The 19,898-nt window shown below is 44.5% G+C and carries 18 protein-coding genes; 6 read left to right on the top strand and 12 right to left on the bottom strand.

Annotation, left to right across the window (positions count from 1 at the left end; genetic code table 11):
- Positions 1-43 precede the first annotated feature (43 nt).
- The 3 genes from VIC_RS15935 to tesA form a co-directional block, all read right to left on the bottom strand.
- A complete protein-coding gene (locus tag VIC_RS15935) occupies positions 44-1,957 on the bottom strand; it encodes a sensor domain-containing phosphodiesterase (RefSeq protein WP_006961064.1) in 1,914 nt (637 codons plus the stop codon).
- 236 nt (positions 1,958-2,193) lie between these two features.
- Positions 2,194-3,378 (bottom strand): enoyl-ACP reductase FabV, encoded by a 1,185-nt coding sequence (gene fabV, locus VIC_RS15930; protein WP_006961063.1) that lies wholly within the window; start codon positions 3,376-3,378, stop codon positions 2,194-2,196.
- Positions 3,379-3,451: 73 nt separating this feature from the next.
- Positions 3,452-4,051: a multifunctional acyl-CoA thioesterase I/protease I/lysophospholipase L1 gene (gene tesA / locus VIC_RS15925; protein WP_006961062.1), complete on the bottom strand. Its 600-nt coding sequence runs from the start codon at positions 4,049-4,051 to the stop codon at positions 3,452-3,454.
- Here tesA and VIC_RS15920 point away from each other — a divergent pair.
- The 3 genes from VIC_RS15920 to VIC_RS15910 all read left to right on the top strand — a co-directional run bounded on the left by VIC_RS15920 (position 4,050) and on the right by VIC_RS15910 (position 8,894).
- Positions 4,050-4,724 carry an ABC transporter ATP-binding protein gene (locus tag VIC_RS15920; protein ID WP_006961061.1) on the top strand — a complete coding sequence of 225 codons (675 nt, stop codon included), beginning with the start codon at positions 4,050-4,052 and terminating at the stop codon, positions 4,722-4,724. The two genes, tesA and VIC_RS15920, sit on opposite strands and share 2 nt — an antisense overlap.
- Positions 4,724-7,165 carry an ABC transporter permease gene (locus tag VIC_RS15915; protein ID WP_006961060.1) on the top strand — a complete coding sequence of 814 codons (2,442 nt, stop codon included), beginning with the start codon at positions 4,724-4,726 and terminating at the stop codon, positions 7,163-7,165. The genes VIC_RS15920 and VIC_RS15915 overlap by 1 nt, the downstream gene beginning before the upstream one ends.
- Before the next feature lie 289 nt (positions 7,166-7,454).
- Complete coding sequence (locus VIC_RS15910) at positions 7,455-8,894, top strand: FAD-dependent oxidoreductase (RefSeq protein ID WP_006961058.1); 1,440 nt, start codon at positions 7,455-7,457, stop codon at positions 8,892-8,894.
- Between the two features lie 42 nt (positions 8,895-8,936).
- On the opposite strand, the gene VIC_RS15905 is transcribed toward VIC_RS15910, so the two are convergent.
- The 3 genes from VIC_RS15905 to VIC_RS15895 are packed head-to-tail and all read right to left on the bottom strand — an operon-like array spanning position 8,937 to position 11,324.
- Positions 8,937-9,866 carry a 5-oxoprolinase subunit C family protein gene (locus VIC_RS15905; protein WP_006961054.1) on the bottom strand — a complete coding sequence of 310 codons (930 nt, stop codon included), beginning with the start codon at positions 9,864-9,866 and terminating at the stop codon, positions 8,937-8,939.
- Positions 9,866-10,573, bottom strand: a complete 708-nt coding sequence (locus VIC_RS15900; protein WP_006961052.1) for a 5-oxoprolinase subunit B family protein — start codon at positions 10,571-10,573, stop codon at positions 9,866-9,868. The genes VIC_RS15905 and VIC_RS15900 overlap by 1 nt, the downstream gene beginning before the upstream one ends.
- Positions 10,574-10,589: 16 nt before the next feature.
- Positions 10,590-11,324 (bottom strand): 5-oxoprolinase subunit PxpA, encoded by a 735-nt coding sequence (locus VIC_RS15895; protein WP_019276635.1) that lies wholly within the window; start codon positions 11,322-11,324, stop codon positions 10,590-10,592.
- A gap of 243 nt (positions 11,325-11,567) precedes the next feature.
- Here VIC_RS15895 and galE point away from each other — a divergent pair, with 243 nt between their 5' ends.
- Positions 11,568-12,584 carry a UDP-glucose 4-epimerase GalE gene (gene galE / locus VIC_RS15890; protein ID WP_006961049.1) on the top strand — a complete coding sequence of 339 codons (1,017 nt, stop codon included), beginning with the start codon at positions 11,568-11,570 and terminating at the stop codon, positions 12,582-12,584.
- 87 nt (positions 12,585-12,671) lie between these two features.
- Here galE and VIC_RS26340 read toward each other — a convergent pair whose 3' ends face one another.
- The 6 genes from VIC_RS26340 to napF form a co-directional block, all read right to left on the bottom strand.
- Positions 12,672-12,809 (bottom strand): TIGR02808 family protein, encoded by a 138-nt coding sequence (locus VIC_RS26340; RefSeq protein ID WP_006961048.1) that lies wholly within the window; start codon positions 12,807-12,809, stop codon positions 12,672-12,674.
- 12 nt (positions 12,810-12,821) lie between these two features.
- Positions 12,822-13,400 carry a NapC/NirT family cytochrome c gene (locus VIC_RS15885; protein WP_006961047.1) on the bottom strand — a complete coding sequence of 193 codons (579 nt, stop codon included), beginning with the start codon at positions 13,398-13,400 and terminating at the stop codon, positions 12,822-12,824.
- 29 nt (positions 13,401-13,429) lie between these two features.
- Positions 13,430-13,885, bottom strand: coding sequence for a nitrate reductase cytochrome c-type subunit (locus VIC_RS15880; protein ID WP_006961046.1), 456 nt, complete (start codon positions 13,883-13,885; stop codon positions 13,430-13,432).
- Between the two features lie 70 nt (positions 13,886-13,955).
- Positions 13,956-16,445: a periplasmic nitrate reductase subunit alpha gene (gene napA, locus VIC_RS15875; protein ID WP_006961045.1), complete on the bottom strand. Its 2,490-nt coding sequence runs from the start codon at positions 16,443-16,445 to the stop codon at positions 13,956-13,958.
- Positions 16,442-16,756, bottom strand: coding sequence for a chaperone NapD (locus tag VIC_RS15870; protein ID WP_006961044.1), 315 nt, complete (start codon positions 16,754-16,756; stop codon positions 16,442-16,444). Before VIC_RS15870 ends, napA begins: the two co-directional genes overlap by 4 nt.
- Before the next feature lie 18 nt (positions 16,757-16,774).
- The gene (gene napF, locus VIC_RS15865) at positions 16,775-17,254 is read right to left on the bottom strand and encodes a ferredoxin-type protein NapF (protein ID WP_006961043.1); all 480 of its coding nucleotides are present in this window, start codon (positions 17,252-17,254) and stop codon (positions 16,775-16,777) included.
- A gap of 246 nt (positions 17,255-17,500) precedes the next feature.
- On the opposite strand from napF, the gene narQ reads away from it, so the two are divergent.
- Together narQ and VIC_RS15855 are read left to right on the top strand one after the other, a co-directional pair.
- The gene (narQ, locus tag VIC_RS15860; protein WP_006961042.1) at positions 17,501-19,234 is read left to right on the top strand and encodes a nitrate/nitrite two-component system sensor histidine kinase NarQ; all 1,734 of its coding nucleotides are present in this window, start codon (positions 17,501-17,503) and stop codon (positions 19,232-19,234) included.
- Positions 19,221-19,853, top strand: coding sequence for a response regulator (locus VIC_RS15855; RefSeq protein ID WP_006961041.1), 633 nt, complete (start codon positions 19,221-19,223; stop codon positions 19,851-19,853). The genes narQ and VIC_RS15855 overlap by 14 nt, the downstream gene beginning before the upstream one ends.
- Positions 19,854-19,898: the final 45 nt, after the last annotated feature.

The raw sequence follows: 19,898 nt of genomic DNA, 5'->3' as shown, positions 1-19,898 counted from the left end.
GCGAGGATTATAAGAATCGCTCGCCACAGAGTAAAGGATTAAGCTACTGATAGGTAATGTTTGTATTCCCTGGGTAGTTTTGTCTCAGCAGGCCGGTTTCAAATTCATCGCATGGCATCGGTTTACCGTAAAAGTAGCCCTGACCATATTCACAGCCTTCACTAATAATGAAGTCTTCATGTGTTTCACTTTCAATACCTTCAACAGTTACAATTAAATTTAGCTTCTTAGCAACGTGAATGATTGAGCGCACAATCTCTTTGTCTTCTTCACTTTCATCCAGTTGTTGGACAAAGCTTTTGTCCACTTTGATAGCATCAAAGGGAAATTTTTTCAGATAATTGAACGAAGAATAACCAGTTCCGAAGTCGTCAAGTGACAATGTCACTCCAAGATTGTTTAATGCAATCAGAGTATTACGAGCCGTGACTTCATCAGCAATCAAACCACTTTCAGTTACTTCCAGTTCCAGAAATTTAGCTGGCAATTGATACGCATTGAGCAAATCTTCAATCTGCTCGATAAAGTGAGGGTTTTTCAACTGGATGGCCGATATGTTCACGGCGATTTTAAAATCGTCAACATACTCGGCCCATTCGGCTGCTTTTTGAATGGCTGCACGCAAAACAAAGCTACCAACTTCAAAAATGAGCCCATTCTGTTCAGCCATATGAATGAGCGTTTCATTAGAGATATCGCCGAGGATAGGATGGCGCCAACGCAAAAGTGCCTCAGCGCCTGTCCATTTATGCGTAGTTGGTGACACTTTAGGTTGGAAGTAGAGCAACAAGTCATCGTTACGAACCGCTTGAAGTAAATAGCTTTCCATCTGATTGATATGTTTCTGTATGTCGGCGATGGCTTGCGAGTAATAGCTAAACTTATGCCCCGAGTCTTTGCATGATTGCATCGCTTCAGAAGCGTATTTAAGTAAGCTTTTGGGGCAGAGTGTATCGTTTGTAGTGCTGATACCGATGTACGCATTGAGATGAAGTTTGTCGCCGTCAATATCAAACTCAGATTGACTCACCTCAACCAATTGGTGGCTGATCGAGTTTAAGTCGCTTTCGAGTTGAGACGACTCAAGTAGAAGCACTAGGTCGGTGGAAGTGGGACGAGCGGTCAGAAGTTGATACTGACTTAAATCGCCCAGCCTTTTACTATATTGGACTAAAACAGTCTCCCACGAGCTGTAGCCATATTTCGACTGAATCCTTCGGCCATTTGTAAAGCCGATATGAATGGCCGCGGCTTGTAGCGAAGGACTGACACCTACATCTTTAATGAAGTGTTCCGCTTCGTGTTCAAGGGCGGAGCGATTTAAAAATCCAGTGCCCAAATCGTGTCTCTGCTGATAACGTATCTTTTGTTCAGCGGCACGTCGTTTGTCTATTTCTTGGTTCAAAGAATAGTTGAGATCGACAAGATCCTGCGTGCGAGTGTGGACTCTGGATTTGAGCTCTAAGTTGAGGTGTTTGAGCTTTTCATTTTGATATAGAGTTTTTAGCTGTGATTCTATGGAGTCTCGAAAGCTCTCAATCAACTGTTGATAAGTTTCGGAAAAATGATTTTCCTTGTTATCAAGCACACAGATTGTGCCGAACGTATCTCCATTCGGCCAGTTGATCGGAACGCCACAATAAGCCAGCATACCAAATTTAATATCTGGATTATCTTGCCATTGAGGATCAATTTCGGCGTTCGGAACAATGAGTTGGCTCTGCTTATTAACCACGGTTTCACAATACAACCCTTGTCCCAAGGTTTCTGAGTCACCGACGCGATAAGGGTGTTGCCCGTTGTTGTTTGATGAGTACACTTCGATATGTTTAGGGTAAATACGCATAACTAATGCAGCAGGCACCGACACAATCTCAGCAAGCAGGTCGACAATATTTTGCCAACCACTGGTCATTTCGTCTGGAATGACCAAATTCGAAGTATTTATTTTTGACATACATTTTTTATCCCTGGCAGCTTCGCCTTCTAACCGGGCAATCCTAGCCCTTATGTTAATAATAGTCGCTATTTAGTCGGAAGCAGGAGAAGGGGCATGCTTGGGAGACAACCTTCGTTCTTATTATTAAGAAAGGCAGATGCTACGTTTAAAAAAGCGCCCTGTCAGTAAGGCAGGGCGCTTGTTGTACTAGTGTTTCAAAATTAAGACTCTCTTCAAGAGCATACGGCTAGTTGTTAAAACTCACTCAAATCAACGGGTTTGGTATAATCAATTTCGCTGAATCCGAATCCGTTAAGTTTTAAAAACTCTGATTTAAAGCCTGAATAGTCACCTAACTCTTTAAAGTTTTCAGCATTCATAAGGTCAAGAATGTCGATAACTTGTTGCTGGGTATCAGGATTAAGCTCCCAGTCATCCATTCGGATCAAACGTTCACTATCTAGAGGTACCGAATTGTGATTGTAGAGTTTGTCATTGAACAAACGCTGCATTTGCTCGACGCAGCCTTCATGGGTGCCTTTTCGTTTCATTACTTGATACAAAGCTAGAATGTAAGGTGTTAATCCCGGAATAAAGACGCTCGCTTTGGTGACTAGCGCTTTACACACTGTCGCATAAGCACCCCCGCTGAAGTTTGCCATTTTGAGGTTTAAAGAGTGGCTCGTCTGATGCAAGTCTATTTTGGCTCGTCCAAGTGTGCCATCAAGATAGATAGGGTGGGTTGCTTTTGGGCCTATATATGAGAAGGCAATGGTTTTGCATCCTTGAGCGATCGATTCGGAGTTAATGAGAGTGTCTATCCACATCTCCCAGTCTTCGCCTCCCATCACTTTTCGTGTGGACTCTGCTTCTTCTTCTGTAGCAGATGTAAGTGTTGTTTCAATCCATTGGTCGTGTTCGAGGGAAATGGACGCACCTGAAACGCTTTGACCGATAGGTTTAATTGTCGAGCGCCAGACATCTTGGCAATCGGGTTTAAGCCTCATGCCGCTTGCAACACTATAAATAACTAAATCCACTTCGCCTTCAAAATAAGTTTCAATGGCTTCTACAACTTCCGATTTTGTTTGTGGTGAAAAAGCGTCACCTTGAATATTGATTGCTAAACGGCCTTCTTTTTGTGCGTGCTTTTTGAAAAAGGCGTTATTGAAATAGCCTGCAGAACCCACCGACTTCTCAGATGGCTCGCGTTCAAATGAAACCGAAATGGTATCTGCCTCTGCGCCTCCGAACGTCAACGCAATACGTGACGCGAGGCCGAGGCCCGACGAACCACCGATTATGAGTACGCGTTTAGGGCCGTTTTTGATCGGCTTGGCCTGGCTTGCGTATTCAATTTGTTGGAGAACAGATTGCTCGCATCCTAATGGGTGGGCAGAGCGAGCAATCACGCCGTCGATGACTGGTTCAATGATCATGGAAACATCCTTTTCAATACGGAGTTTCGCAACATTAACGTAAAGCTAGGTAAAGTTTATTGAGCTAGACCAATTAGAGGTGATTAATTAGCTCACTGGCAACGAATTCTGCTATCCAAGGTTGAGCGCTTGCTTTTGGATGGAGGCCATCGTCCATCATCCACTCAGGTTTGGTAATGACACCTTCGAGGAAAAATGGCAGTAACGGGACGTTAAGCTGCTTTGCTGTTTCTGGGTAAAGTGCAGAAAATGCCTGAGTGTAGCGTTTCCCGTAGTTAGGTAGCACGTGTATCTGCATCAATAATGGCTCTGACCCAGCGTCACGTACCATACTGATCAGTTGAGTCAGGTTGCTCTGAATCAGGTTGGGTGGGAAACCTCGTAAACCATCGTTTGCACCTAACTCAATCAGTACCGAATCAGGTTGATGCTTTTTTAACAATTCAGGTAAACGTGCTAAGCCGTTACCTGTTGTGTCACCCGAAATACTACCGTTAATGACAGTCAGGTTTTTACCTTTCTTGGACATTACATCAGGTAATAATGTAGGCCATGCTTTTTCAATTGACATCTGATAGCCTGCACTTAGGCTATCACCTAAAATCAAGAGCTTGGTCGCACTTGCTGGGTTAACGAAGAAAAGAACAAATACAAAGGAAAGTAATCGAAACATGCATGCATCCGTAATTAAAGCTGAATCACTATCCAAAGTAGTCTCTACTAATCAGGAACAATTAACAATCCTGGAAAATGTAAATCTTGACATCAAGGAAGGCGAGAGTATCGCCATCGTGGGTACTTCCGGAGCGGGTAAATCGACGTTAATGACCTTGTTAGCGGGTCTCGATACCCCAAGCTCGGGTGACGTGCATTTACTGGGTAAAACGCTGAATACATTGAGTGATGAAGAGCGCGCAGCTATTCGAAGCGAATCCGTTGGTTTTGTATTTCAGAGCTTTTTGTTGATCCCAAGCCTCAGTGCATTAGAAAACGTGACCTTACCTTGCTTATTGAAAGGTGAAAACGAAGATGTTGAGCGTGCTAAAGCCTTGTTAGCATCGGTTGGTTTAGAACATCGAATTCATCATTCGCCATCACAATTGTCTGGTGGTGAGCAGCAGCGCGTGGCTCTTGCCCGTGCATTTATGGTTCAGCCTAAAGTACTGTTCGCCGACGAACCAACCGGTAATTTAGATCAGCAAACAGCCGCCAAAGTGGTAGAACTGCTTTTCGAACTTAATAAACAGCACGGGACGACTTTAGTGTTGGTCACGCATGATATGAAGCTCGCGGAACTGTGTGATCGTCGTGTTCATATTCAGGCGGGACATCTGGAGGAATCGTAATGGGAACGACCAATTCTCCAACCCTAAATCGACGACTCTTTTCTTGGAGTCTTAGTGAAATTAGACATGGTCAGCTCTGGCCAGTTTCCATTGCTTTGACTTTGATCATCGCCTGTATTTTTGCGCTAACGGCCCTCGCAGAACGAATGGAGCAGGTTGTCGTTAAGCAGGGAAAGGAGGCGTTGACGGCTGACACGGTTTTTGCGACAGCTAATCCAATTCCCGATACGCTCTACAAAGCTACCAATGACGCAGGGCTCGTAACTTCAACTCAAACTCGCTTTGCAACCATGGCGTTTAGCGATCAGAGTATGAAACTGATTACGGTTAAATCCGTCGACAGTGCTTATCCGTTGCGTGGTGAGATGGTGCTGTCAGATGACCAACAAGATTTCAGCGCCGTTAAGCCTGGGGAGCTATGGCTTGATGAACGACTTTTCTCTCAATTGGATGTTACTATTGGTGACAGCGTCACCGTTGGTGACGCTGACTTTACTGTTACTGGACGTATTATTGAAGAGCCCGGTTTAAGTTTTAATCCTTTCCAGCAGATGCCTTCAGCATTTATCCATAATTCTGATTTAGACAAGACCGGTGCAGTTCAGCTAGGAAGTCGAGTCCGTTTTAGCCTATTTATTAATGGTGAAGAATCCGACATTGAGCAGGTCAAACAGTCAATTGAACTCACTCCTAGTGACCGATGGCGTGACCAAAATAGTGCTAGTCGAACCAACGAAGTGTTTCAGCGCACTGAACAATACCTTTCCTTGACGGTGGCGATTGTTGTCATCATGGCAGCAACTACTCTAGTTTTGACCTGCCAGCATTATGTGGCGACACGTCGGAAAACGATCTCAATGCTTAAAAGCCTAGGCGCAAGTAAGCGATGGATCAGTCGTTGGCTAGGTATGCAGGTAGTGATCTTACTAACCAGTGCATCTGTCATCGGACTCATAATTGGTATCGCGTTAGAATACCTGCTTCGTATACCGCTTGTGGATTTGCTACCCAACCCTCTACCAAGTTATGGGTTGCAACCTGCATTTCTATCAATTATCACCAGTATTCTAATCGCTGTCCCTGCATTGGGTATTCCTCTGCTAAGTCTTTTGAATGTCAGTGCAGTAGATGTTATGCAACCCCAAGCAACAACCGAAAAGGGGCGTAAAACAAGCTGGCTGATATTGGTGCCAATTGTGCCAATGCTGTTTGTTTATCGAGAAAACACGCTGGTTTGGATCGTTCTAGGGGGCATGATTGCTTTATTTGCTGCGCTTGCAGTCGTGAGCTTAATTGTCACCAGAATGTTGGGTCGTCTTCCGTTGTCGACGTCATTCAAACTTGCACTAAGTCGAATTAACCGCTCGTCGCTTGCTACAGGCATCCAATTCGGCGCTCTGGCGCTGTCGTTAATGTTGTTGGCCGTTATGTGGCTGGTTCGCACCGACTTGTTGTCTGATTGGCAAAAAACGATTCCTGAAAATGCACCAAACGCGTTTGCTCTGAATATCGCTCCATATGAAAAAGACGCTTATTTGAGTGTGTTAGATGAGCATAAGATTGAGCGCTCAAGAGACTACCCAATTATTCGTGGACGTTTGACTGAAATTAATGGCATTGATGCGAAAGAACAGGCCCAAGGAGAAGAGGGCAGTGACGTATTGAGACGAGAGATTAACTTTACCTTCGGTACAGAAAACCCGGAACATAACACTATTCTACAAGGAGAATGGTCTGAGAGTAATGGTGTATCTGTTGAATCGGATGTCGCTGAAGACTTTAATCTCAAGCTGGGAGATGAGCTTAAGTTCGTGATCAACAGCCAGGTTGTTACTGCGAAAGTAAATAGCATTCGCCATGTTGAATGGCGTGATATGAAGCCGAACTTTTATTTCATCTTCACACCTGATGTTTTAGAAAGCATCCCTGCGACATACTTAGTGAGCTTTAGGGTAGAAGACCAGCACAATGGAGTGTTGAATGAACTATCCAGAAGTCATCCTACGGTTAGTTTGATGGATATACGCAGTATGGGTGCAAAAATTCAGGAACTGCTCACGCAAATTGTCTGGTCGATTACGGTACTTGCCGCATTAGGCGTGATTGCCGGTGTGTTGTTGATATTCACTTTGTTACGCCTGAGTTTGGGCCAGCGACAATCTGAAATTCAGCTCTACCGCACATTGGGTGCAAGTAAAAAGAGAGTAACCCGAACCATTTGGGCCGAATATGGATTAATGGCGCTTGTAGCTGGGTTGATAGCTACAATTGGCGCAGAAGCTGTTGTAGGGGGCATTATGTCATTTGGATTTGATCTTTCTCCCAACCTTCATTTTTCACTCTGGTTTGCACTTCCTTTGGTGACTTTTTGCACACTTGCGCTGGTTGTGAACAGTCTGATAAAACGGCTGCTAGTCCCTATAAATAAAGAGTTTAACTAACTCACCAGTGGCTAAGTTATCCAGTTATCCACAAAAACAGTGGATAAAGTTTGGGATAACTTAGCCTGTAGATAACTCCTTATTTCCTCCGAAGCCAATAAGCATAATGTTTAGAGGATTTTTGTTATTCACAGTGGCAATTTTTCTTCTTTTCACAAGATATGAGTCAAGAGTTTTTTTTCATTTTTTTTACTTGAAATTGTCACATTTATCCCCTTCAAAAAATGTGATTTTCTTGGGCGCACAAACTCAGTAAAATGTGCTGAGAATGAATAAATTAGCAACATAAATGCAGTCTGATAATACTAAAGTTGATACGCCTACTGTCGCTGTAATCGGTGGAGGCATCGCGGGTTCGACCGCAGCCTTGCACTTGGCAGAAATCGGTATAAATGTTGTGTTGCTTGAAAAAGGCAAAACTTTAATCAGTGGCCCACCAATTTGTCATTTACATGCTGGTGGAAATTTGTACAGGGAGATCTCGACCTCTCAGTGCATCGAGCTGTTAAAACAGTCCATCGAATCTGTTCGCCTTTATCCACATACCATTAATCGCCGTCCGACCGTCATTGCTGTCCCTTACAGTGATGGTGGTAGCCCTGAAGAGTTATATGAACGATTAATTACGATACAACGATGCTATCAGGAGTTGGTAGATTCGGATCCAGCGAATGAAGTGTTGGGAAAACCTTGTGACTATTACAAGTTCTATGGCAGAGACGAATTGGAAGAGCTTGCCAGCCGTACTCAACCTGAACACCCCAGACATGTTGACGACTGGATGATCCCTTTCGCGAAATCAGCGGACTTGGAATCTTTGAAGTTTCCGGTTGTGGCCGTTCAGGAACATGGTTGGAGCGTATTTCGTATTGCTGCATCCGCGACGTTAGCGCTTGAGTCAATCAACAATTGTGAGCTGTTAACAGAAACACAGGTTATCGGTCTTGACAATACTGAGATAGGCTGGCGTGTAGAGTGTATGAATGCACAAGGGCAACAATCCGTTTTGGATGTCGACTACTTGATCAATGCTTGTGGATACGAAACAGGAAACATTGACGATTTAGCACAAAAACCGAGAAATCGATTGGTTGAGTTCAAAGCAGCTTATGTCACTCGTTGGGACGAATGTAACGAACTCTGGCCAGAAGTAATTTTCCATGGCCCGAGAGGTACGCCAAAGGGCATGGCGCAGTTAACGCCGTACCCTAATGGTGTATTCCAATTACATGGTATGACGAAAGACATCACCTTATTTGATGACGGTTTGGTTGCTTCCGGTGAGCAATCTTCTCAGCCAACGCTTCCTCTTAGGTTAAGAAGAAAAATTCAACAAGGTTGGGATGAACCTGTGATATTGGAGCGCACGAGACGCGCTATTGAACACATGGCTAATTTCGTACCGGACTACAAGACCGCTCATGAATTTGGTACGCCCTTATTTGGAGCTCAGCAGATTCCTGGATCAGATGAGACCCTTCGAGCTGCGGATGTCACCTTCGAAGGACAACACTATGCAAGGATCGAAGTAGTTAAAGGTTCTTCCGCTCTAGAAGCCGCCACCAAGCTAGTTGAAGAATGGGCGTTATTTGATTACCAAGGGGCATCTATTGAGTCTATGCATCCTGTGAGTATGGCATTGGATCCGAAAGTGATTGAATCCAAAGCGGAGGAATTGGCAAAAATGCGAGATTATCCGCCAGAACTTGCCAATGTTTATGGTCAATAATGAAAAAGCTCCCGAAATTGGGAGCTTTTTCATTATTATCGGTTAGTAGCCAAAGAATCTTGCCCATTGGCACCAAACATCTTGCAACCCCAATAGATCACCTCTGACAAAGCGAACTTTCTGTCCTGGCTTGGCTTGAGCGAGTCTGGGCAGGTCAATGCGCGCAACGCAACCAATCTTGGGGTAGCCACCAATCGTTTGTCTGTCATTAAGTAGAATGATGGGTTCCCCATTAGGCGGGATCTGAATTGCGCCAAGCGCAATGCCTTCGCTGAGATATTCTTTGTTAGGCGGGCTGATTTTCGCATCACATAGTCGATAGCCCATCCGGTCTACCAACTGACTGACAGTAAATTCCTGTTTGTAGAGGGAGTTTATTGCATCTTGTGAAAAATCAACCACTTGATAGCCTTCAATAACGCGTAGCTCAAGCGGTAAGTCGTAGTCTGGCTTATAACGGAAAGTCATTTGCAGTGATTTTTCCCTCACCTCATGAGGCTCGAAACCAATGACTTCACCTGCTTGTACTGGCTGGCCTGACTGAGTGCCCCCGAGTTGATCTCTAGTGACGGTGGCGCAGCTACCCAGTTGAGTTTTAACCTTAAAACCGCCTTTTACGGCGAGATAACTCCTTAACCCGTTCTTTGGCAAAGAAAAGGTCAGAGTTTGCCCCTGGCGTGCAACAAACGTAGACCAATTTTCAATCGCTACACCGTCAAGGCGGGCATTAAGGTCTCCACCAGTGATGGCCATTTCGCATTTTGAGTGAATGAGAAATTCGGCCTGACCAAGAGTAATCTCTAAGGAAGGACAATTAGTGGTATTGCCTAAAAGGTGATTCGCCCAGCTATAGGCATAGTCATCGACAGGGCCACCTTGTGTAATACCAAAGTGAGCCAATCCGAATCGCCCAAAATCTTGGATGAGCGTTTGCTGGCCGGGTTTAATTACAGTAATTGCATTGCTATTCATCACTGCCACCCCTTGGCGATACGTCCGCCTAAACGAAGAAACTCATCACCGGAAATTGGTTTAAAACGAACTTTGGTGCCAATAGAGAAGGGCAATATTGGCGAGCTGTCTGGTGTGTAGAGATTTACTGGACAGTTACCAATAATATTCCAGCCACCGGGAGACTCTGCGGGGTAGATAGCTGTATTGGAATTGGCGATACCGACACTGCCTTTTGGCAACTTAACTCTTGGTGAAGACTTTCTAGGTAAGCGCAGTGACTCATTTACCGAAGTTAAAAACGCAAAGCCTGGTGCAAAACCAATGGCTCCTACCGTGTATTCCTGAGCGCAATGCAGTTCAATCACATCGTCGAGCTTTAGCCCTTGATCGTAGTAATAAGCTAAATCTGGGCCGACATCGTCATGATAATAGACGGGCAGTTCGATGTGTTGTGAGTCAGTATCATCAGGAAGCGCTTTAATGGCTTCTGTTACCAGTTTTTCCAAATAAGGCACAAATTCGAATATTGAGACTCGATGAGGAAGGTAGTCAATCAGGATTGAATCAAACGAAGGGGTCACGTTCATTATCATGGCCCCAAGTTGATTACTCAGATACTGGCTTATCTCTCCAATCAAGAGAGATAACTTGTGGCTTGGTTCTGCCTCAAAATGGATGAGTATTGAACATTCAGCAACGGGATCTACAGATGTTTCGATATTCACTCATGATCTCCTTACGCTAAAGGACGTTTCGTATTTTCTGAATCATTTTAATCGCGTGCTCGTTGTCGCCATGAACACAAATCGTGTCAGCTTCAATAGGGATTAAAAAGCCGTCAATGGTTCTCACTTTTCCGTAGTGCACAATCTGTTTGATTTGATCGAGTATATCTTCTTCTTTATGCAATACGGCACCAGGCATTGAGCGCGGAGACAGTGAACCGTTCGATAGATAGGCGCGATCGGCAAATGCTTCGAATAGAACAGGAAGTTCATACTTGTCAGCAATATCCAAATGTTTTTCGCTATCATTAATGGCCAGCATCATTAGCGGTACATCAAAACACGATACAGCATCAGCAACCGCATCAAATATTGAGATATCTCGCATCATGTCATTGTATAGAGCACCATGAGGCTTAACGTAGCCAATTTGCGCGTTATGGCTTTCTGCTAAAGATTTAAGCGCGCCTACCTGGTAGATAAGCATGTTGGTGATTTCTTCTGTAGCCATCGGAATGGAACGTCGACCAAAACCTTGCAGATCCGGGTAACTCGGATGGGCTCCAATTTGTGTGTCATGCTCAATTGCCAGTTTAATCGTATTGGACATAATCTGAGGGTCGGACGCGTGAAAACCGCAAGCAATGTTTGCCATGTCTACCCAAGGCATGACCGCTTCATCGTTGCCCATACGCCAGGAGCCAAAGCTTTCACCCATATCGCAATTCAGTGTAATAGAACGCTTTGTCATTGAATCCATTCCAACATTCATCTATTGAGTCAACATGTTATAAAAATAACAAACAATCAATGATCTATTTCATTATTTTGCCAACGCTAAGCCTATTTATTGCTTTTATTGTAAGCATCTTGTTCTTATGGTTCGCTTAAGGCGTCTAGGGGCGGAATTAGCGGTTTGATTCTCATTAATAAGCTATGTTTTAACATGAAGATTCGTTAGTATTTGCACCAAATTTATCAGAAGGTTAGGGATATGAACGTACTGGTTACAGGCGGTATGGGCTACATAGGCAGCCATACATGTATACAAATGATCGAAGCAGGGATGACACCTGTAATTTTCGACAACCTATACAATAGTAAAAAGAGTGTTCTCAAAAGAGTAGAACAAGTCACAGGTGTGGCGCTATCCTTCATCGAAGGGGATATTCGTGACAAGCAGGCGCTTGTAGCGGTAATGAAAGCGCATCAGATCAACGCTGTTATCCATTTTGCTGGTTTGAAAGCTGTAGGTGAGTCAGTAGAGAAGCCGCTCGAATATTACGATAACAACGTTAATGGTACGTTGGTACTTGTCGATGCTATGCGTGAAGTTGGCGTCAAGTCTATAGTCTTTTCATCTTCCGCTACTGTTTATGGTGACCCTGCAAGTGTGCCAATTACTGAAGATTTCCCTACCAGCGCGACGAACCCATATGGTCGTAGTAAGTTAATGGTGGAAGAGTGCCTGACGGATTTTCAGAAAGCGAACCCAGACTGGAGCGTTACGTTACTTCGATATTTCAACCCAGTAGGCTCACATCCATCAGGTCATTTAGGTGAAGATCCTCAGGGTATCCCAAATAACCTAATGCCTTTTGTTTCTCAGGTAGCGGTTGGTCGACGTGAATGTTTGTCTGTGTTTGGTGATGATTACCCAACTAAAGACGGGACGGGAGTTCGTGATTACATTCACGTGATGGATCTTGCAGATGGCCACGTAGCGGCGCTAAAGAAAGTCGGTCAGAAAGAGGGTTTGCATGTCTACAACTTAGGCACTGGTAACGGTTACAGTGTCCTAGATATGGTTAAAGCCTTTGAGTTGGCATCTGGTAAGCAGGTGCCTTATCAAATCGTCGAACGTCGTCCTGGTGATATCGCTGAATGTTGGGCAGACCCTTCCAAAGCAATGCGTGATTTGGAGTGGAAAGCGGATCGTACATTGGAAGAAATGACAACTGATACGTGGCGTTGGCAGTCCAATAATCCTCAAGGGTATCCAGACGCATAACTTATCGTTACAAAGAAGAAAGCCACCGCAAGCGGTGGCTTTTTTACGCATTATACAAAATAGGCAAAATTGACAATGCGGATGAGGTTAATCCACCTCTTTATCTTTGCCCAGCGAGAGTAGCCAGACAGAGATTGCGGCGACAACGGCAAAGCCAGACAAGATAATAAAAGGCATCGCGCCGTAGCCCAAGATATGCCAGATAACTGATTCTAAAGTACTCATGTATTAGTGCTCCTATTGCCAGCCTTCAACGCCATGCATGTCAGGAAGTTTGTGAGCAATGCCTTTATGACAGTCTACACAAGTTTTTTCACCTGAAGCCAGAGCTGTTGAGTGTTGTTTAGCACTACGTGCGCCTTGTTCTGAAAAATCCATATATTCGAACTCGTGGCAGTTTCGACACTCTAAAGAGTCATTCTTTTTGAATCGAGCCCATTCCCGTTCGGCCAAGTGAGCTCGGCGTTCTTTGAATTTTTCTGGAGTATCAATAGTTCTCAGCACGTAATGTGCAAACAGCTCTTTAGATGCCTGTACTTTACGAACGATCTTGTCTGTCCACTCATGTGGAACGTGACAGTCTGAACAAATAGCACGCACACCAGAGCGGTTAGAGTAGTGAATCGTTTCTTGAATTTCTGCGACAATAGGGGCATGACAACCAGAACAAAATTCCTCTGTGTTGGTTGCTTCCATACCCGTGTTAAATGCGCCCCAAAACAGAAGGCCACCAGCAAAGCCCATAAATAAAACGACACCAACGGCTGTTTTACTTGGGGATGCTAGTCTCTTCCAAAACGCTTTCAATAATTTCATAGATAGCCTCTTACTTACTCACGTAGTACTTACTTAAGTGATTCAACACTCTTGAAGTCGTTCTCAATTAAAGGCTGAGCATTTGCTTGAGGAACATGACATTGAAGACAGAAGTAACGACGAGGAGACATATCCGCCAGAACTGCATCTTCACGGTTTACGTAGTGAGTTACACTAATCTTCGTTGCACCCATCTCTTTGGCATTCTTCCAGCTGTGGCATGAAAGACATTTATTTGCGTTCAATGAGACTTCGTAACCACGAATGTTATGAGGAATCAAAGGTGGTTGATAAACATAGCTGCTATCAAGCGCCTGTTCGCGAGGGTATTTCTTGAAATCATCAGCAGGGCGAGTTGCTTCTAGTTCACTAACACCGCGTAGTGATTCAAGACCACCAATACCACCTGGGTTTTCAAGTTCAGCTACTGCAAAACCGCTGACTAAAGCACCAACAGATAACAGTGCAATAAGTAATTTTTTCATCTTACATTCTCCGCCTTATGGCTAAATTCTTATCTGCGGTCGCCCGTAAGAGCGACCGACGCTTTCTGGTTTATGCAACTTTGGTGATCTTGACAGGACACTTCTTGAAGTCGGTCTGTTTAGACAGAGGGTCCGTCGCGTCAAGGATCAATTTGTTGATCAGGATGCGTGCATCAAAGAATGGTACAAATACCAAGCCTTTAGGTGGGCGGTTACGACCACGTGTTTCAACACGAACACGTACTTCACCGCGTTTGTTGGCGATAAGCACCTCTTCGCCTCGACGTACTCCGCGAGCTTTTGCATCTTCAGGGTGCATGTAGCACACGGCATCAGGAACAGCTTTGTAAAGCTCTGGAACGCGGCGTGTCATCGTTCCTGTGTGCCAGTGCTCAAGTACACGGCCCGTACATAGCCAGAGATCGAACTCTGAATCTGGCACTTCTGGTGGCGCTTCGTATGGAGCAGAGATAATCAGTGCTTTACCATCGGGTTTACCATAGAAGTCCCAGCCACTTCCTGCTTTCGCATAAGGATCTGAACCTTCTTTGTAGCGCCAAAGTGTCTCTTTGCCATCAACAACAGGCCAGCGTAAACCGCGAACTTGGTGATAAACATCATACGGTGCTAAATCGTGTCCGTGTCCTCGACCAAAGGCGGCATACTCTTCGAATAGGCCTTTTTGTACGTAATAGCCGAAGTGGTGAGCATCGTCGTTCAACTCACGAGCTTCTTCAATAGGGAATTTATTGATTACGCCGTTAGCAAACAGCATGTCGTACATGGTTTTTCCACGGTACTGCGGTGCTTTTGCTAGTTGCTCTTCCGTCCACACTTCTTCCATCTTGAAGCGTTTTGAGAATTCCATCACCTGCCAAAGGTCAGACTTCGCTTCGCCGACGGTATCCACTTGCTGGTACCAAGCTTGTGTACGACGCTCTGCGTTACCATAAGCACCTTCTTTTTCAATCCACATTGCTGTTGGAAGAACAAGGTCTGCTGCTTGTGCTGTTGCTGTTGGGTATGGGTCAGAGCAAACGATGAAGTTTTCTGGGTTACGGTAGCCCGGTAAACGCTCACCGTTGATGTTCGGGCCTGCTTGCATGTTGTTGTTACACATTACCCAGTAAGCATTAAGTTTGCCGTCGCGAAGCATGCGGTCTTGAACAACTGCGTGATAGCCCGGTTTAGGGGGAATTACGCCATCTGGAATGTTCCAGATACCTTCTGCAATCTTACGGTGCTTAGGATTTGCAACCACCATGTCTGCAGGTAGACGGTGTGCAAAAGTACCCACTTCACGAGCTGTACCACACGCTGAAGGTTGGCCTGTTAGAGAGAACGGGCTATTACCTGGTGTTGCGATTTTACCGGTTAGAAGGTGAATATTGTAAATCAGACTGTTCATCCAGACACCACGAGTATGTTGGTTCATACCCATAGTCCACAAAGACATTACTTTAGTGTCTGGATCCGCATACTGTTTCGCTAACTCAATCAGTTTCTCTTCAGAAACACCTGACATTTCAGAAGCTTTTTCTACCGTATACGGCGCTACAGACTTTTTGTACTCTTCAAATGAAATTGAAGACATTTTGCCTGAGTTCGGATTAGCAGCTGCCATCTGCAGTGGATCATCATCACGAAGACCGTAGCCAATGTCGGTCGCAGCCTGTTTGAAATTGGTGTGCTTGTTAACAAAATCCCAGTTAACCGCATCAGTTTCAATGATGTAGTTTGCGATAAAGTTAGCAATAGCCAGATCAGATTGTGGTTCGAAAATGTAACCTTTGTCTGCTAGCTCAAAAGAACGGTGATAGTACGTAGACAGTACATTCACTTTAACATGTGGGTGGCTTAGACGACGGTCAGTGATACGAGTCCATAAAACAGGGTGCATTTCTGCCATGTTTGAACCCCAAAGAACGAAAGAGTCAGCGTTCTCGAAGTCATCGTAACAGCCCATAGGCTCATCAATACCAAATGTACGCATAAACGCACCAACAGCAGAAGCCATACAGTGACGTGCGTTTGGATCGATATTGTTTGAACGGAAACCAGCTTTCATCATCTTAGCGGCAGCGTAGCCTTCCATTACAGTCCACTGACCGGAACCGAACATGCCAACACCAGAAGGGCCTTGTTTTTTCAGTGCTTCTTTCCATTTTTCGGCCATGACATCGAATGCTACATCCCACGAAACCGGAGCGAAGTCACCGTCTTTATGGAACTTACCATCTTTCATACGAAGTAACGGCTGAGTCAGACGGTCTTGTCCGTACATGATCTTCGATAGGAAGTAACCCTTGATACAGTTAAGGCCTTTGTTAACAGGCGCTTCTGGGTCACCTTGAGTGGCTACCACTTTGCCGTTTTGTGTACCTACAAGAACGGAACAGCCAGTACCACAGAAACGACAAGGTGCTTTGTCCCATGTGATTTTTGTTTGGTCTGAGCTAGCAATCAGGTTGGTAGCAGAAGCTGGTAGAGTGATACCTGCGACCGCTGCTGCTGATGCTGCTGCGTTTGCTTTCACAAACGCACGTCTTGTCATCTTCATACTTCACCCTCGGTTTGGGAATATTGAGTTCCAGTGTTTTTATTTTTTGATTCGTCTTCTTCCAGCTCAGTCTCGATTTGGTGATAAACCAGTACTGTGCTCAAAACGTTCGGTAAGTTATTAATAGCTTCGATAGTGTCAGTAATGAATCCCTGGTTTTCTGTTTCTAGAACCACGACAATTTTGCCTTCCGGACTATCACCGTAGATCTCGGCATTACTGAATGCTTCAATCTGAGACTTAATCTCAGTCAGGTGCTCAGGTGACACGTGTACCACTAAGCTAGAAATATGCACTTCGTTAAGTGACATAGATATCTTCCGTTCTTATTAAAAATTGCTCACATTGATGGATGAAGTAGGGCACACAGAAACACATGCGCCACAGCCGTTACACTCATCAAGGTTTAAAATGGGTTGTGCTACTTTGCCAACTTCTAATTTGAATGTGATTGCCATGGGCTCGCACATGTCGCCACAAGTACGGCAATCAACGTTTTGTTTTGCTAAACAGCCCTCGTTAATAGTAGCTTTCGCTCCCCAAGGTTGCTCAGTTTTTGGGTTAAACAAGGGTTCAGGACAAGCGTCTGCACATTGATAACAAAAGGTGCATTCATCGACAGAAAAATCGACTTGAGGAAAACCGCCATCCCCTTTGACTATGATTTGAGTTTCGCAAGCGTCTACGCACTTGCCACATCTAGTGCACTGGTCAGTGAAAAAAGCAGGCTGCGATAGCCAAGGCAGATACAGTTCGTTATCTTCCAGCTTCTTTCTTGAGAAAAAACGTCTTTTTGAAAGGTCGACCACTACGCTACCTAAAGTTGATGAAACCTAAACTAACCATAGCTCACATTTCTTATTAATAATTTGTCATTTAACCTCACACAAATTGTAGTTTTTGACATATTTGTATAAATACCCCTTAGGGGTTAAATAGAGGTGCTTCTTGTTTTAGATCAATAAATTCCGGAACATTTGATCAGATATTGTCTTCGTCAATATATAAAACTATAAATAGTGATATGGCGCCAAAAGGCGTGTGCAGGAGAGTGAGTGTTTAAAAGTGTGAAGAAATCGGTGACGAGTACGATTGCGAAAGCGATGGTGCTCATTTTGTCGTTATCGATAGCAACAACTAGCTTTGCGATCATTACCTTAGCGTCGAGTTTAAATGACGCGGAAGCGGTGAACGTTGCAGGTTCGATGCGCATGCAAAGCTACCGGCTAGCGCACGACATTCAGATCATGTCAGTCGACTATGCGGAGCATATAGAGATGTTTGAGCGCTCGATCTACTCACCTTCCATGAAAGCGCTTCAAAGCTGGACAGTTCCTGAAGACATAACGCACGACTACTACCGTTTGATTATCCGATGGCATGAACTCAAGGAAGTACTCGGCAGTCATGACAGAGAACGCTATCTCATTCTTGTAGCAGGTTTTGTTAATCAAATAGACGCCTTTGTGTTTAAACTGCAAAGCTTCTCTGAACAAAAGTTGATTAAGCTGGCTTGGGCTGGCGGTATGGGCTTAGGTGGGATACTGATTGTCAGCATTTTTGTCGTTCATTACATCCGTAAGCAAATCGTTAAGCCTCTTAATGCCCTGGTGACGGCAAGCGAGCAGATACAGTCTCGCTCATTTGATGTATCTCTCAATGTCTCCAGCGATAACGAAATGGGTATTCTGACCCGTACTTTTAATAATATGGCTGCGGATCTCGGTAAGCTTTACCGTGGTCTTGAGCACGCAGTCAATGAGAAAACCCAGAAACTTCAACATGCTAATGATTCCCTTCAGGTTCTTTATAACTCTTCTCAGGAGTTAACCGCATCAAGGATCACCCAAGAAAACTTTGAAGCGATACTCCAGCACCTTGCTAGTCTTGAAGGTATAAAGGCAGTCAGATTAGAGATAAGAGAAAAAGGTGAGAAAACCCTGACTCTCACTGAAGGTGAGGAATGTTCAGACTGTGATTCAGACTGCCAACGGAAAACATTATCCCTTGATGGCCAAGAGCTTGGCACCTTGTATTGGAAGGTCGTTCTTCCGTGTCCTGATCCTGCGTTGATTGATAACTTTGTCCAGATAATTTCTCGCGCTATTTACTATAATCAAGCCCAGAGACAAGCTGAACAATTATTGCTGATGGAAGAAAGGGCAACGATAGCGCGTGAACTGCATGATTCACTGGCTCAAGCACTATCGTATCTAAAAATTCAGGTTTCTCTGTTAAAGCGTGGTATGAGCAAATTGCCAGCGTCTGAACAACTGGAAAAAACTCAGCCGATCTTGTTGGAACTCGATACTGGGCTTTCTTCCGCGTACACTCAGCTCAGAGAGCTGTTGACGACGTTCCGGCTGACAATTAGAGAGGGTAGCTTCGGCAACGCTTTGCAAGAGATGACAGAGCAACTGGGAGAACAAACGGAATCAAATATCGTCCTGATTAACGAACTGTCATCAATTGAATTAGATGCAAACCAACAAGTGCACTTGTTGCAATTAATCCGTGAAGCAACCATCAATGCAATTAAGCATGCGCAAGCTTCAACGATAGAAATTAGATGCTGCGAGAGCGACACCGCCGTTACCGTGTCAGTGAAAGATAATGGTGTGGGTTTTGACAAGGGTGTTGAAAAAGTAAACCACTATGGTTTGAACATTATGCAGGAGCGAGCTTCGCGTCTGAATGGCCAGTTACAAGTGATAACTGCTTTACATTCTGGCTGTGAAATTTTATTAGAATATCCAAAGATTAAGGAACATAACATTGACAGAGTGTAGAGTATTGCTGGTGGATGACCATCCACTAATGAGAAGAGGTATTAATCAGCTATTAAGCTTTGAAGATGAGTTCACTGTAGTCGCTGAATCCAGCAATGGTACGGATGCAGTCGCACAAAACCACGAACATAAGCCTGACTTAATCTTACTGGATCTCAATATGAAAGGCATGTCCGGGCTAGATACTCTCAATGCTCTGCGCGCTGACGAGTGTGACGCTACCATTGTTATCCTGACAGTCTCTGATAGCCCTGGTGATATTGAAGCTATCGTCAAGGCGGGCGCGGATGGTTACCTGCTCAAGGACACTGAGCCTGATGAGTTGGTCGAGCTGTTGAAATCATCGTTACAAGGTAACAAAGCGTATAGCAAAGAAGTCGCTAAATACTTGGCTGAAAGAGAAAACATAAGTGATGTGTTTGACGACCTTACCGATCGCGAAATGCAGATTTTGAGAGAGGTCGCGAAGGGCTATCGGAACAAACAAATCGCGGATAGCTTGTTCATCTCAGAGTCTACAGTGAAGGTTCACATGAAGAGCTTGCTAAAAAAACTTAAGGTTCCATCGCGTACCGCTGCAACTGTTTTGTATCTTGAGCGTTACGGCGAAATAAAATAATTGGTTTTAGAAAGTATCAAAAAAGGCGCTCAACGAGCGCCCTTA

Source organism: Vibrio coralliilyticus ATCC BAA-450 (assembly GCF_000176135.1).
Classification (GTDB): domain Bacteria; phylum Pseudomonadota; class Gammaproteobacteria; order Enterobacterales; family Vibrionaceae; genus Vibrio; species Vibrio coralliilyticus.
Note: the sequence above shows the minus strand (reverse complement) of the source record. Positions and strands in the feature narration are given on the sequence as shown.

Excerpts from the sequence above, each read along its gene's own strand:
- VIC_RS15935 (WP_006961064.1), bottom strand. The coding sequence starts at position 1,957 with ATGTCAAAAATAAATACTTCGAATTTGGTCATTCCAGACGAAATGACC.
- VIC_RS15915 (WP_006961060.1), top strand. The coding sequence starts at position 4,724 with ATGGGAACGACCAATTCTCCAACCCTAAATCGACGACTCTTTTCTTGG.
- VIC_RS15910 (WP_006961058.1), top strand. The coding sequence starts at position 7,455 with ATGCAGTCTGATAATACTAAAGTTGATACGCCTACTGTCGCTGTAATC.
- fabV (WP_006961063.1), bottom strand. The coding sequence starts at position 3,378 with ATGATCATTGAACCAGTCATCGACGGCGTGATTGCTCGCTCTGCCCAC.
- tesA (WP_006961062.1), bottom strand. The coding sequence starts at position 4,051 with ATGTTTCGATTACTTTCCTTTGTATTTGTTCTTTTCTTCGTTAACCCA.
- napA (WP_006961045.1), bottom strand. The coding sequence starts at position 16,445 with ATGAAGATGACAAGACGTGCGTTTGTGAAAGCAAACGCAGCAGCATCA.
- VIC_RS15870 (WP_006961044.1), bottom strand. The coding sequence starts at position 16,756 with ATGTCACTTAACGAAGTGCATATTTCTAGCTTAGTGGTACACGTGTCA.
- VIC_RS15905 (WP_006961054.1), bottom strand. The coding sequence starts at position 9,866 with ATGAATAGCAATGCAATTACTGTAATTAAACCCGGCCAGCAAACGCTC.
- VIC_RS15895 (WP_019276635.1), bottom strand. The coding sequence starts at position 11,324 with ATGACAAAGCGTTCTATTACACTGAATTGCGATATGGGTGAAAGCTTT.
- VIC_RS15885 (WP_006961047.1), bottom strand. The coding sequence starts at position 13,400 with ATGAAATTATTGAAAGCGTTTTGGAAGAGACTAGCATCCCCAAGTAAA.
- VIC_RS15920 (WP_006961061.1), top strand. The coding sequence starts at position 4,050 with ATGCATGCATCCGTAATTAAAGCTGAATCACTATCCAAAGTAGTCTCT.
- VIC_RS26340 (WP_006961048.1), bottom strand. The coding sequence starts at position 12,809 with ATGAGTACTTTAGAATCAGTTATCTGGCATATCTTGGGCTACGGCGCG.
- galE (WP_006961049.1), top strand. The coding sequence starts at position 11,568 with ATGAACGTACTGGTTACAGGCGGTATGGGCTACATAGGCAGCCATACA.
- VIC_RS15880 (WP_006961046.1), bottom strand. The coding sequence starts at position 13,885 with ATGAAAAAATTACTTATTGCACTGTTATCTGTTGGTGCTTTAGTCAGC.